13 protein-coding genes and 1 rRNA gene are annotated in these 13,978 nt (G+C 41.6%); 2 read left to right on the top strand and 12 right to left on the bottom strand.

Annotated elements, in window-relative coordinates:
* Positions 1–83: ribosomal RNA gene (gene rrf, locus L2748_RS24715) — 5S ribosomal RNA — on the top strand; the annotation flags it as partial.
* A gap of 650 nt (positions 84–733) precedes the next feature.
* A complete protein-coding gene (gene pseB, locus L2748_RS12845) occupies positions 734–1,729 on the top strand; it encodes a UDP-N-acetylglucosamine 4,6-dehydratase (inverting) (RefSeq protein WP_220782077.1) in 996 nt (331 codons plus the stop codon).
* 114 nt (positions 1,730–1,843) lie between these two features.
* On the opposite strand, the gene L2748_RS12840 is transcribed toward pseB, so the two are convergent.
* The 12 genes from L2748_RS12840 to L2748_RS12785 form a co-directional block, all read right to left on the bottom strand.
* Positions 1,844–4,315, bottom strand: a complete 2,472-nt coding sequence (locus L2748_RS12840; protein ID WP_220782076.1) for a motility associated factor glycosyltransferase family protein — start codon at positions 4,313–4,315, stop codon at positions 1,844–1,846.
* Positions 4,316–4,747: 432 nt separating this feature from the next.
* Entirely contained in the window at positions 4,748–5,179 is a 432-nt protein-coding gene (locus L2748_RS12835; protein WP_220782075.1) for a hypothetical protein, read from the bottom strand.
* Positions 5,164–6,174 carry a flagellar motor protein MotB gene (locus L2748_RS12830; protein WP_220782074.1) on the bottom strand — a complete coding sequence of 337 codons (1,011 nt, stop codon included), beginning with the start codon at positions 6,172–6,174 and terminating at the stop codon, positions 5,164–5,166. Before L2748_RS12830 ends, L2748_RS12835 begins: the two co-directional genes overlap by 16 nt.
* Positions 6,174–7,031 carry a flagellar motor stator protein MotA gene (gene motA, locus L2748_RS12825; protein WP_220782073.1) on the bottom strand — a complete coding sequence of 286 codons (858 nt, stop codon included), beginning with the start codon at positions 7,029–7,031 and terminating at the stop codon, positions 6,174–6,176. The genes L2748_RS12830 and motA overlap by 1 nt, the downstream gene beginning before the upstream one ends.
* Positions 7,032–7,045: 14 nt before the next feature.
* Positions 7,046–7,765 (bottom strand): RNA polymerase sigma factor FliA, encoded by a 720-nt coding sequence (locus tag L2748_RS12820; protein ID WP_220782072.1) that lies wholly within the window; start codon positions 7,763–7,765, stop codon positions 7,046–7,048.
* Positions 7,766–7,776: 11 nt separating this feature from the next.
* The gene (locus L2748_RS12815) at positions 7,777–8,223 is read right to left on the bottom strand and encodes a flagellar basal body-associated FliL family protein (protein ID WP_220782080.1); all 447 of its coding nucleotides are present in this window, start codon (positions 8,221–8,223) and stop codon (positions 7,777–7,779) included.
* Positions 8,224–8,246: 23 nt separating this feature from the next.
* Entirely contained in the window at positions 8,247–9,494 is a 1,248-nt protein-coding gene (locus tag L2748_RS12810; RefSeq protein ID WP_246616199.1) for a flagellar hook-length control protein FliK, read from the bottom strand.
* Positions 9,487–9,810 (bottom strand): hypothetical protein, encoded by a 324-nt coding sequence (locus tag L2748_RS12805; RefSeq protein WP_220782071.1) that lies wholly within the window; start codon positions 9,808–9,810, stop codon positions 9,487–9,489. Before L2748_RS12805 ends, L2748_RS12810 begins: the two co-directional genes overlap by 8 nt.
* Positions 9,779–10,159 (bottom strand): flagellar export chaperone FliS, encoded by a 381-nt coding sequence (gene fliS, locus L2748_RS12800; protein ID WP_220782070.1) that lies wholly within the window; start codon positions 10,157–10,159, stop codon positions 9,779–9,781. The genes L2748_RS12805 and fliS overlap by 32 nt, the downstream gene beginning before the upstream one ends.
* A 12-nt stretch (positions 10,160–10,171) precedes the next feature.
* Entirely contained in the window at positions 10,172–11,572 is a 1,401-nt protein-coding gene (gene fliD, locus L2748_RS12795) for a flagellar filament capping protein FliD (RefSeq protein WP_220782069.1), read from the bottom strand.
* Between the two features lie 292 nt (positions 11,573–11,864).
* Entirely contained in the window at positions 11,865–12,680 is an 816-nt protein-coding gene (locus L2748_RS12790) for a flagellin N-terminal helical domain-containing protein (RefSeq protein WP_220782068.1), read from the bottom strand.
* Between the two features lie 262 nt (positions 12,681–12,942).
* Complete coding sequence (locus tag L2748_RS12785; RefSeq protein ID WP_220782067.1) at positions 12,943–13,974, bottom strand: hypothetical protein; 1,032 nt, start codon at positions 13,972–13,974, stop codon at positions 12,943–12,945.
* Positions 13,975–13,978 lie beyond the last annotated feature (4 nt).

Genomic DNA, 13,978 nt, shown 5'->3' with positions numbered 1-13,978 from the left:
TCCATTCCGAACTCAGAAGTGAAACGCAATATCGCCGATGGTAGTGTGGGGTCTCCCCATGTGAGAGTAGGTCATTTCCAGGCGCCAAATACGAGAAAGCCCGCTACGATGTAGCGGGCTTTTTTACGTCTGCAATTTGGCAATATCCTGCTTTTTATCGGCGTCACCCATCAGCAATACTGTTATTTTTTGATGGTAGCCTGGCTTTAGCTCGCTTAAATGAGTTTTTTGATGAAAATAGGCTGACATAGGCAGATAACTCTAGCTTCAACATATACCTGAGAGATTGTGCGAAGATAACTAAGTGCTAAGCTGAAATGCTATTATATCCTCCTCACAATCGGCACTTTCCACATCTATTTGCTCGTAGGTCTTTTCTTAGCTGCTTTCAGCTCAATTACAGTTTGCTCCCTCTTGAGTGAAGCGTGTAATTAAGGGATAGTGAGTTATAGGTAATTAGTCTTTCTGCTATTTGAGTTAGTCTTTACTCGTTAAGCACTAAATAAGGACGATACTGAAGCTGGATTAGGTGTTGTAATTTTTTCTGGCGCCCTGTGGGACTCGAACTAGTCATCGGTGCAATTAAAGTTTTAGGTATTTTGCAGTGATAACCTAGCTATTTCTGTTGTTATATTGATGACATTATAATACTGGTATGTATTTTGCTGTTTATAATCAATTTTCCAGTGTTTAGTTATAACTGGTTTCTATAAATTAAAGGACGTTCTCGAAAATGCTTAATAATAAATCGATTCTTATCACCGGTGGTACAGGGTCATTCGGGCAAAAATACGTCCAAACGATTCTCAAGCATTATTCACCTAGTCGTTTGATTATTCTTTCTCGAGACGAGTTAAAGCAATATGAAATGCAGCAAACCTTTAATGCACCTTGCATGCGATACTTCATTGGCGACGTACGGGATGCAGATCGATTAAATCAAGCTTTTCAAGATGTTGACTACGTCATTCATGCTGCTGCGTTGAAACAAGTGCCTGCGGCCGAATACAATCCAATGGAGTGTATTAAAACTAATATTAATGGCGCTGAAAATGTCATAAAGGCCGCAATTGCTAATAACGTGAAAAAGGTGATTGCTTTATCTACTGACAAAGCTGCCAACCCTATTAATTTATATGGTGCAACTAAGCTGGCTTCAGATAAGTTGTTTGTTGCTGCCAATAATATGGTCGGTAAGGCTGAGACGCGCTTTGCTGTTGTGCGTTATGGTAATGTTGTTGGTAGTCGCGGAAGTGTTGTGCCTTTTTTCCAATCTCTTATTGCTAAAGGGGAAGAGAGTCTTCCGATCACACATCCTGACATGACTCGCTTTTGGATTACCCTGCAAGGCGGTGTTGATTTTGTCTTAAAGAATTTTTCTAGAATGCAAGGTGGCGAGATTTTTGTTCCCAAAATACCTTCAATTAGAATTACGGATTTGGCACAGGCTTATGGTCCGGGGCTAAAGCATGAGATTGTGGGTATTCGCCCTGGTGAGAAGTTACACGAGATAATGTGCCCTGGTGATGACTCTCATCATACAATAGAGTTTGATGATCATTTTGTTATCACTCCAAGTATTACTTTTTTCGGCAAAGATATCGATTATAGAAAGAACCGACTTGAAGAATGTGGAGAGCCAGTGTCAATGGGGTTTGAATACCACTCTGGTAATAACCCAGACTTTCTATCTACTGAGCAGATACTAACCTTTGCGGAAGAGCTGTAGGTTTCGTTTAGATAGTTGCGAGCTTTAGGGCTTTCTTCAGGGCTACTTGATAGTAGACCTGAAGGTGAATTAGTTGTGTTCTAGTACTTGAGCCAATAATCTTTAGCTTAAATATTATTGAGCAACCTGTTTAAGATAGTTTAGCGCGCTTAAGTTATTAATATCGAGTGTTAAAACCTGTTTAAAGCATGTGATAGCACCTTCATTTTGTCCTATCTTCAATAAAAACGCTCCAAGGTTTAAACGCACCTTTATATCTTCAGGCGAAATTTCTAAATAGTCTAAGTAAGTGTTGATAGCTGCTATGTTATCGCCTTTAATTGTTAGGGCGTGTGCATATAAGGGTAAATATTCATGGCTAAAATTAACGATTTTAGCGAGTGCTGATAGAGTTAACTCTATTTGCTGCTGCTCAGATGCTAATGCTACTAGCTGTTTTAGAATCACTTCTGTTTGATTGTTTTCATCAATTTGTTGTAATGCTAGCAAAGCTGCGTACTTGTCATTATCAAGAATGCAAACATAGCATTTGGCTAAAAAATATAGCCGTTGAGCCTCTGCATCACCTTTAATCATAGGTTTAATGCTATTAACTAATTGAGTTAGTCCTGATTGATTTTTACTTTTATACAGGTCGGTAATTTTAGCTAAAGTATTATGTAATGATTGGTTTCTCTTTTTCATTGAAAAATAAGGGTGTGACTTCTCTGTTAACTGGCGATGGTATTCATCTTCAGCTTTTGTCAAAGGCTCGCTAGTAGCAGCGATGTTTAACCCCAGCTCTTCTCTTAATTTGCTAAATATATGTACCCTGCCAGGTTGGTTATGCTTTGACCATAACTTTGCAAGTTTGTTTAGATCTGGATCATCACTGAGCTCTAACTGTCTAGTTTCAATGATTTTATTAGCTTCAGCTATATAACTGCTAACCTCTCCAGATAACAGTTTGAAGGCGTTATAATACAGATGAGTCATATTTTGCATCTCCTCAACTGTCCACTTTGCACTTTCCTTTGTGGTTAAGAATTTTGAAAACTCAGCATAACCATACTGTTTAATTAAATATGAATAGTCAGAATATTTTGATTCAATTTCTCTTTCTATTAGCTCTATTTTTTTAGCTGTACTGCGGTACTTTTTAGATTGAACATCTATTTTTTGTAGCTGAAGGTTGAGCTTTATAGCTTGTTTAGATAAGGTTTCTATAATCTTCAGTGCTGTTTCAGCACTGTGTAGCTCGGTTTGCATGCTGTTATAGTGTTTTTTTCTCTCTTCAGCTGCGTCCGGAATCATTGCTAAAAGTTGTTTCGGCGCTATATTTGCCGGTTCTATAGTTATTGTTTCAGCTGCTTGATAGCTAATACCTTCTAGTTTGGCGGCGTTAATAGACAAGTTTATAATATTAGCTTGTGGGTGGTTTAAGGCTTCCGTTTGTAAGGTTTGAGCCGCAGAGATTAGTTGCACTGGAGTTTCTGCCTGATTGCCAGCGTAAGTTTCCACCCATTCTTCAATTCTACTGTTGTTTATGCCTGCCTCTGCCTCAACTGATCCTTTTGAATGAGTTACACCACTACTTGAGTAACAAAAATCAACACCAGAGAGCAGAATTGTTTTAAAACCTAACTCTATGGCGATGCGAACAGCACTATTGGTGACCGTCGGGCCAGCAGAAGCAATATTATTTGCATCGTCTTTAATCCAAGGTAATCGGGACCCTGTGTATAGAGACTTACCTTGCCACTGTGAAATAATTCGATGGTTTAAGTGGTACGAGTTAATCAGTAAGCTTTCTTGTGCTAAAGCCATTGCATCGATATTAACTTCGAAGTTAAGGTCTTGGAAGTCGATAGACACAATGATGTGGGCTGGAATATTTGCTTTGGACAGCTTCGCTGCAACTCTTGATACTGTAATAATAAATAGCTGATCGTAATTATTTGTTATCCAATCTATATGCTCATCTAAGGATGGTCCTCCTCCAATAATGACGCAGGTTTTACCTATAAATTTATTGCGCAATAGGGAAGCAGGGTAAAGATTGTCAGGTGTATTTTTTAATTGCTGGATTAAAAAAACTTTATTTTGAAAAATACCGCTCATCTTAAAATTGTGCATTTTAAGCAGCTTTTGCGTGTCATGGATATAGGTGTTGTATAGATCAATAACACCTGAAGTCGATGCGATGGAGTTGTGAGTCATGTATTGGTTTTTAATCAAATACATCTCATAATCATCGCTAGATAATAAGCTTTGAAGTTCAGCGAAATCTATAAGTTTTATCTGCTCTGGAAGCTTATTTCTGAGCTCTAAAGGCAATATGTCTAATATTGCTGGAGGCTCAATGATAAGGTATTTGCTGCCGCTAGGCATTTCATTATTAATGATGAAATCGATGAGCAGCCCTGAGTCTGAGCCAATGACAATATGCAAACACTCTTCGATAAAAAGCTGATCTTTAAATGTTTGTTTGAATACAGTTTTTGAGTCTAGGCATTCGAACGACTTTCTATTTACTGACGGAAGGTAATGCTCGCCAAAATTGTTTATATGAAATTTGTTGTCTATCTGCGAGGTAGGAGTTGTCATTGCCTATTTTACCTTTGTGTTTATTTGGAATTAATTATCTTTCAAGTGCAGTGTTCGAAATTTTTAGCTATGTTTGCAGGCTTGGTGAGGTATACAGCCATTTAGAATAAAAAAAAGTAACCTACGAGGGAAAATGAAAATAATGCGCCGCCGATAACTGGATAGATTAAGTAGCTATCGGTTGTTCTTCGGGCGCGCTTGAAGCATAGCTTCATCAGTATCAGATTGAAAAATATGATCATGATAGAAGCGGCAACCCCATAGCGAAAAGGCAGGTACTTAATTTCTGTGAAGAGATAAATAAGAATAAACCAATCTAAGATTATCAAATACAAGAAGAGCTTTTGTAAACCATCCACACCTTTTCTAACATATGAATCAGCCACTTTCGTTTCCTCTCTGCCCTTAAGTCTATGCGATAAAGCTATTCACCTAAGGCTTGCTCATTTTGTTGATTTTATTAAGAATTGGGATTATTTTTTCTTCGCTTTCTATATCCCATTTCGCACCGATGAAACTGAGTTTTCCGTTAATTCTCTCTACCCTCATAATCGTTATTGGTGCGTGTTCATTATCAATGGTGATATATATTTTTTGATTTATACGCAAGCTACAACGTGTGATGAATCCCACACCGCCTAGTCCAATATCTTTAATGTTAGCGAGCCCAATATAGTTTTTAATCCAGTGATTTTTATCAATCAAGGGCACTGTTAGGCCGTCACATGCAAATACTATATCTTCATCGGCATCTAATCTTAGGCTTAACCTGATGTGTCGCCGGCATTCAATATTTATTTTTGTTTCTTTTTTAGGTTTGTCTGCAGGGATAAACTCCTCTTGCAAAATTATTGTTTTGTCCACGACTCTGGGTATCTCGATCTTGGTTGGTTAGCTTCAGCTAATTTTTTTGCGTCTATCAGTTCTTTGCTAGGAGCAGGTTTCTCTACAGGTAAGCCTGTCATTTGTCGTAGTTGAGTTTCTGCATCAGTCGTCATAATTATCATTTCAATACGCCTGTTGGCCGCTGCCGCAGGATCATGAACAACGTAAGGAGCCTGATCTGCCATGCCTGTTACCTGAATAACTTGATTATTTTCAACTCCAGCATATTCGAGTACTCGCCTAGCCAGTAATGCTCGCTTACTGGATAACTCCCAATTGGTAAATGTTTTACCTGCGAACGGCGTCGAGTCTGTATGACCAGAAATACTCATTTTATTTTCGACTTTGCTGAGAACTGGTCCTAATGCCATCAATAAGTCTTCAAAATAGGGCTTCATTTCTGCGCTACCTCGAGTAAACATGAACCTATTAATGTTGTCATGCATTAAGATGCGCACACCTTGAGGAACCACTTGTAGCTTAACGTTAGCCGTCATGCTGACATCTTCGATAACTCTGTCTATTTCTCTCGCAAGGAGTTCTAACTGAGCTTGGGTTTCAAATTTGCCAGGAACCATTGCATTTAGTTCTGGACCGCGTCCAGCTTTAGCATCTTTTGTGCCTTCTGGAATTTGGTTATGAAGTGCTGGGCCACGGATACCTGCGCCTGTAGAAGCTGTTGGTATGACAGCTTCTTGTATGGTCATCTGGCCTTCAAAGTCGAGCATTGAAGGTGAGCTGCTTAAATCGAATGGGTTAATGGAACCTGATTCAAATAGATCACCTTGTATGTGCTGAGCGATCACAGTACGTTCTTGCTGATCGGCAATTTGGATGATCCATAGCACCATGAAAAAAGCCATCATAGCAAGTGTAAAGTCAGCAAAAGCCACTTTCCAAGCGCCGCCATGCGCAGCATGTGCTTTGCCACGTCTTTTTCTTTTAATGATGATGGCTTCTGGTTTTAGAGCCATTAGCTTTGTTGCTCCGCTAACCAGCGCTCAAGCTCTATAAATGAGGGGCGGTTTTCAATTTGAATTTGCTTACGCCCTGCATCAATTGCAATCATTGGTGGTTTGCCTTTGGCAAAAGCTGACAACATAGCAGCAACGCAGCGCAGTTGAGCCGATTTACGCTCTACTAGGTGCTCAAGTGCTTTAGATATTGGATCGAAGAAGCAATAACAGGCAAAAATACCGATAAATGTACCCACTAATGCGGCTGAAACTTTAACGCCGATCATGGTGATTGGACCATCGATATTTGACATGGTAATGATGATCCCCATTACGGCCGCGAGGATACCGAAACCAGGCATAGCTTCTGCTAGTTTGCCTATTGCATGGGAAGGACGCATGCTATCCTCTTCAATGCGGTGGATCTCTTCTTCTAAAATATGCTCTAAATCATGGGGGGAAATCTTGCCCATAGATTGTAAACGAAGGTTATCAATTAGAAAGTTAAGCACATTCGGATGTTCAAGAATCGCAGGATACATTAGAAAAAGAGAGCTCTCTCTTGGCTTTTCAACGTGATCATCAATCACTTTTAAGCCTTGCATTTGTATTTGCGTCATCAGCATCGACATCAGACCAAAAAGTTGTGGATAGAGTTCAGGATCCTCTTTCTCTACTTTGAGGATCTCTTTGAGCTGCTCAATCATAACCATAAGAACTGGGCGAGGGGTCGCAATAATGAGTGCACCTAAACCTGCACCAAAAATAATTAATATTTCAGCTGGTTGCCATAGAGCAAGCAATACACCACCTGCCCACATATAGCCACCAAACACAGATAGAATAATTATTACTAACCCTACAAGTTTACTCATACAGCCTCACGTATTTACCGCTCCCATTCTTGATAGATCTGCTGAAGTTGCTTTACTGCGTGCTTGTGCAGCTGACAAATCCGTGTCTCAGTCAGTCCTAATGTAGCGGCGATTTCTTTTAAATTGAGTTCATGTTGATAGTAAAGCGACAGGATTACCTGTTCTCTTTTATTTAATTTTAAAATCGCTTGGAATAATGTTTCTTTTGTCGAAAATTGCTCCAATATGTCTTTTTTATCCTCAAAATGACTACCGTCACTGATGAGCTCATCCAAGCTGCGCATTGATTCAGATTGTGACGCAAATAACCGCTCTCGATACTCAGCCTGGCTGAGCCCCATTGATTCAGCGACCTCTAAATCTGTCGGTTCTCTTTTTAAGGTGCGGGTAAGTTTACGCACCATGTCATTGAGTTCATGTGCTTGTTGCCTAACAGGGCGCGGCCGCCAATCTTGGCGGCGAAGCTCATCTAAAATCGCTCCTCTGATACGTTGGCCTGCAAACGACAAAAAGCCATTGTCATATTCACCCGGATAACGGCGAGCAGATTCTAACAAGGCCATCATGCCGATCTGCTCCATATCTTCTATTGCCAGAACAAGGCCGCAATGGCTTCTCAATTGTGATACTGCTCGCTTTACTAAAGGCAGGTATTGTTTCATAACCTGGCTCTCTGATAAGCGGTGTACAGCAACGTCTTCAGCTTCTTGATAGGCTGATAGTGCGGTGTTCATAGCGTGGCCTTTTATTGAATAATCATTCGCGTAAACAATACGTCATCTAACTCGATATCAAAGTCATTTTGGGCAAGGACAATAGAAAGAATATTAAGTGCTTCTTTTTGTAGTGGCTCAAATTGCTTATTGTCATTCAGCTCATCAAAGTGTTTGTTAGCAAACATTTTCATTAACGAGTTTTTTATAACTGAGTCCGCCTGAGTTAACGTAAACTGAGCGTCTTTTGAGCGTGTTTTTATCGCAAGTTCCAATAGCAAATAATGTGAATACTCTTCACCTGGAATCGATAGAACAAACTTATCTAAAGGGTAAAATTTTGCCGCTTCTACAACGGTTTCTTTGGGACCAAAGAAACCACCTATGAGAGTAGGTGATTGCCAGCCGACCCAAAATGCGGCACCGGTCCAAGCCACAAAGGCTAGCGCTAATCCTAATAGTTTGCCCTTATTATTCATTGACACTGTGTATGGCTCCTTAATTATGCCAATAGATCGACGTGATCTGTTTGTTGCTCTTTCTTGCTAAAAGTGGCTTGGTTTTCGTTTACCGTGGAGGCTGCAATCGCAAAATCAGCTGTTGACGGATCTTGCTGTTGTTTGCGGTCGTCTTGGCTAATATCAACGTCAATCTGTCCACCATGATCCATTGCTAGTTCTGCACGTAATCTATCCAACCCTGTCAATAGGGCATCACGCACCGATGCGTTTGCAGCATGCATTTGAATATGTAGGCGATCACCATCTAAGCGGACATTGAGTTCAACTTTACCTAGCTCTGGTGGGTCGAGTCTTATTTCAGCTTGTTTGATTTGTTGATCAATTTGAAACTTCAGCTGTTCCCTAAGGGGAGATAGCATTTCATGTGCTTGCTGCATTAGTGGTGCAGTCTGAGAAACTGACACCGGGCCCCACTGGGTAACAGCTGTTTGAGTTCGAGTATTAGAAGCTAATATTTGGTTTACCGAGTCAACGATGTCAACAGCAGTTGAATCGCTTATCGCTGTCGGCAGAGGTGTGTGCATCATCCCCTGAAATAAGTTTTGCCCCATCATGGTGTCACTTTTCACCATTGCCGTCGGCGGAGTAAAGCTTGTTTGGCTGGTGACGGAATTAAGCTGGGACGGTTGTGACCCAATGTTGTCCATAGCAAGCGAACTCGTCACTGCCTGTGTGGTCTTCTGTGAGTCCAATTGTTGGTTTGGTGGTTGCTGCATCGTTTTGATCGGCGCTGGCGACACGGTAGGGGCTAAAGCTTGGCCAATAGCGACTTGCTCTGGTGATAAACGGGCATAGGGTTGCGTTTGCGCAGGTGTTGATTGCAACTGTTGTCCGTAGTTACCAGCTGCGAAAGACGTCGCTAGAGTAAGTTGGTTCGCGCTACTTGAAGTATGCTCCAAAGCAGAACTCGATAACTGCGTATTAGACAGAGCACTACCTGTTAAAGCTGTTGCAGATAAAGCGTTATTAACTAATGGGCTCGTTACTGACGAAGTTGTCACGGGCAACATTGTTGAAGGTAGCTGCGCGTTATTAGCGCTATTTTGGCTTACTGCCGGGACATTAACCAAAGAAAAAGCCATAGAAAAAGGCATCACATCTGTTTGATGTTGATCAAGGTTCTCGGTACAGGAATGACAATGAGTATCTGTTACCGAGTTTGATACAGAAGAGCCTGTTGTGGTGGCGTTCGACGGCGTACAACTCGACAATAGAGAGCTGCTAATCATAAGCGCCACCGCTGACACTGGTCAGCTGATATGCTGCTAAGCCATCTTGTTGTTGCTTGAATTGGTTCATCTCTTGCCCTAGTTGCTCTTTTGCTTGTTCTAATTGCAATAACACTTGCTTATGTGTGTTAGCGAGTGATTGACGAGCTAACAACTGTGAGCGATTGCTAGGTTTGCCTGCTTTTATCAGTAGCTGTGTCATCTTTGCATTTACTTTGACTAATTTTTCCCAATCCTGGGCATTAGCATGAAATAGCAATGCTTTTTCACACTGTTGCCACTGCTCAATTGAGATTAGCCCAACCTTCTCTGACATCGGTAATAACCTTAGTGATGGGTTCTAGAGCTGTAACGCTATTTTCTACGCTAGCGATAACCAATTGGCGACTGCAATAGTCATATAAGCGGTTTAGTGTCGATGCTATTTCACCGCCATTCTCTAGATCCAACATTGAATCGAGCCCGTGCACAATATTGAGGCATTTATTGATGCTTTGACCTTTATCCTCATAGCTTTTACGCTGCATAAACCCGGCTGTACGCTGTATTTCTTCGAGTAAACCGTCTAATAGCATGCGTACCATTTCATGGGGATTGGCCGCAGCCGCTCTAGCATTTAGTGAGGTTTGCTTGTAAGCATTAAAAGGGTCGTGCTCATTCAACATGTAAAGTAGTCCTTAGTAAAATAGGGAGCTTGATGACTGAAGTTGGCTAATGGTCGCTTCCATGGCAGTAAACTGAGCCAGGTAAATTTGATACCTTTGCTCCATTTGGCGGTCATGATTATCCATGCTGGTTTCAACGCGCTCAATTTGCATTTCTAAGTTATCTTTTTTAAGGTCCATTGAACCTTGGAACTTAGTAAAAGGGTCGATAACTTTATCGAGTTTATCTATATAGCTGCCAGTGTCGGTGAACATGGCTTGCACAGCATTAGGATCGTCTTTAAGTGCTTTGGAAAGCTTATCGTTGTCGATATCGAGCTTACCATCGCGACCAAATTCAACACCGATATCCGATAGGCGCATCCCATTTGGGGCTGTATCAAAAATGGCATCACGCATATTCTGTTGTAGCATGCGAATACTGGAGTCACCTTTAAGGACGCCTAATTGATCTTCGGTAATAGCTGAATTGGAATCTTCGTCTTCATCCTCATCTTTATCTTCGTCTTTATCTTCGTCGCTATTATCTTCTTTATCGGCATTCTCTTGGTTCAGCTCATCTAAAGCTTCACTGCCCATAGAGCGGGTTAACTTATTTATCTCGTCCATCAAGTCATTGAAAATATCAACGAAATCTTCAATTGCTTGTTCGCTGGCGTCGGTATCAGACTCAATTCTGATAGTGCTGCTTTCGCCTGGTTTATGTACCTTATTTAGCTCAATAGAGACACCGTCAATCACGTTTGCTAGGTTATTACTGCTATTAGTAATATCCATACCGTTAAGATTGACCTTGGCATCTTGTGCTGCACGTCGCTCAGTCATGCCCCAATCAGCGCCATCCATAGTCACACTGATAGTATTGGCTGCGCCGGTTTCTTTAGAAGACAGCATTAATTCTACTTGACCACCGGTGCGCACCAATGAGGCCTGCACCCCAGGGTTACCTGAGTGCGAGTTGATCATGCCGGTTAGGTCTTTGACCGTTGCAGTGCCATCGACATTGAGCTTAGACATATCAAGGCTAATACTATCTGCTGCATCACTACCAAGCTGAATATTGATAACGCCAGTAGTTGGCAGTAGTGCGTCTTCACTCGCAAAGCTTTTGGTTAGCTGGTGTGCTTGTGCTAGCTGTTCGATATGCAGGTCATAGTCGCCAGTGGGGGCACCGCTCTCTACAGTGATTGAGGCGCTATCGTCACTAACCGATGAGGTTTTACTTTCAAAAGCGTCACCATCGATACTTTCTAGTTTGCTACTCATTGAGTCTAGGCTACGTTCTAAGATCTTATAGGCATCGAGCTGCGCCTCATATTTAGTCATATTATTCTTAAATATTTGATCTTTTCCTGCGCGCTCAGCGACGATAAGCTGTTCGGCGAATGTGGCGCCACCCATACCTGAAATCATTACACTCCTCCAATATTGCTCTATGTAGCAATCCGTGTGCCAGTTGTTTAACTGTTGTTAATTAAGTAGTTTTTTGTTTTTTATCAAATGAATGGTTCATTCATTTTCCGTGGCTTACTAACAGTAGGAAGTGTTACTTCCGCTGATATAGAGTAGGTAGCTCTATCTGGTTATGTTGTGTTTAAGGCGACCTAACAAGTGTGTTGCTAAAGTGGTGTGGTAGGAATTGATAAGAAAAATAACCAAAAAAAAGGGCCATAAGGCCCTTTTTGAAACGGTAGGAAAGTTGGGATTAGCCCAATAGACCCATAACCAAACCAGTGTTTTGGTTTGAAGAAGACAGGATGTTAGTACCAGCTTGAACTAGTAGCTGGTTTTTGCTCATTGCTGCAGTTTCAGAAGCGAAGTCTGCATCCATGATACGGCCAGCAGCAGCTTTAGTGTTTTCAGTCACGTTAGTTAGGTTAGAAGCTGTGTGGCCTAGACGGTTGATGTTAGCACCTAAATCAGAACGCATTTCACCAACTTTGTTGATAAAGTCATCAATCTTGCCAATGCCACTTGCAACGCCTGCAGAGTTTAGTGCTTTTAGAGTGTCAATATCTGTTTTAATACCCGCAATACCTGCGCCATCGACAGCTAGAGTCTCGCCTGAACCTGCACCGATTTGGAAAGATACGCCACCAGAAATAGCGCCAAATAGGTCATTACCAGCATAAGTTGTCTTATCGATGATACGCTCCATTTCAGTCGCTAGAGCTGTAAACTCATCTTTAATCGCTGCTTGGTCTTCAGCAGAGTTCACGCCGTTAGCCGCTTGAGTCGCTAGTTCTTTTTGACGGTTTGCGATAACAGATAGTTCATCTAGTGCGCCGTCAGCTGTTTGTAGCATAGAAGTCGCGTCAGATACGTTGCGGTTTGCCGCTTCCATACCGGTTACGTTAGCGTTCATACGAGTCGCAATCTGTAGACCTGCGGCATCGTCAGCAGCGCTGTTGATACGTAGACCAGTAGATAGACGCTCCATCGCATTGGCAAGCATATCGTTGTTTTTGTTTACAGAGTTCTGCGCGATGTTAGACGCATTGTTAGTCATTACAGATAACATGGTAACTTCCTTTAATTTTAAGTCATTTTTTGGTGTATATAATAGTAAAACGACATTGGATTTTAAAACTGAAGAAAGCGATAAGAAATAAAATCAAAGCAAGGTTATGTGCTTGTATTTGTTGCGTTTTTATTTTTACCTTTTGTTATTAGATAGGCGGGAAAGACTGGGTTTAGCCAAGAAGAGTAGTGGTTGCTCACTTAGCTAAGTGAGCAGTCTGTATTGATTGTGATTGATGGCTATTTATGAGGTTGAGTTAGCCTTAAGCTAATAAAGATGAGACTTGTGAGCGGGTCATATTCGCTTGCGCCATCAGCGAGGTAATCTGCAGACTAAAAGGTGTTGGCTGCATCAAGTTAGTTAATTGGCTCATGGTGGACGCGAGTTCTAGCTGGCTATTTTTTTGCAGATTTACCTGCTGAAGTTGTTGTTGGATTTTTTGCCTGCTATCAGCTAACTCCTGCAGTTGCTGCTCGACTTTATGCAACGACTTGGCGATTTTTGCTATGGCTTGCTTGAGTTCGCTATTGCTACCAAAGCGCCATTCTCTAGGATCTTGCCAATTTAGTTCCTCATTTACTTTAATGGTTCTTGGCTCACCGGCGGGTAGTCGCTGACCTTGGCCGGTCATCAATATGCCTGTTTGGATTTGCTGCCATTGTGAATTAGAACTATTAAAAATCAATTTTCCCTCGTTGCTGTGAACCGCTTGGATGTCTAACGGCTTGAGTGAGTGATTGATGTTTTTTAGCAGCTGTTGAGGCTGACGATTAGCAGGTAAAATGAAGCTTGCCGATTGAGCGCCTATCTGCAAAGTAAGGCGTTCATCACGTTGCTTTTGTGCCGTTAAATCAACAGATTTTAAACTAAAGTGGTGTTTAGCTGCAGGCCTTTTAGGAGACAGCAGGTTAAGTTGATGGTCCACTAGAGGCTTGTTGTCATAATTGATGGCAAGCTGCGATAACTTATCTTGAATTTGCTTACTGCGGTTTGTTTGCTCAAGCAAAGATTGCTCCGACACGTTAGCACTGAGAGACTGCTTTACTTGGTTTTGTAGTTGCTTAAGCAGTTGCTGAACTTGAAGTAAGCCTTGTTCAGCAACTTGTGCGGCACTAATCCGATGCTGCCCTTGAGTGACTTTAGCCCATTTGCTATAACTTTCTAGCCTATGAGTTGGAGCCGCTGCAAGTTTGGTTTGAGTATGTTCACTGGCCGTTTGTGGTATGCCGACAGCCGGCGCAACGGTAGGGCTGCGCTGTTGAACATTTAACGTATCGGAAATACCGTTGAGCATCGAG

The sequence above is a fragment of the Shewanella sairae genome (assembly GCF_023283535.1).
GTDB classification, from domain to species: domain Bacteria; phylum Pseudomonadota; class Gammaproteobacteria; order Enterobacterales; family Shewanellaceae; genus Shewanella; species Shewanella sairae.
This window is presented reverse-complemented; position numbering and strand designations above follow the sequence as displayed.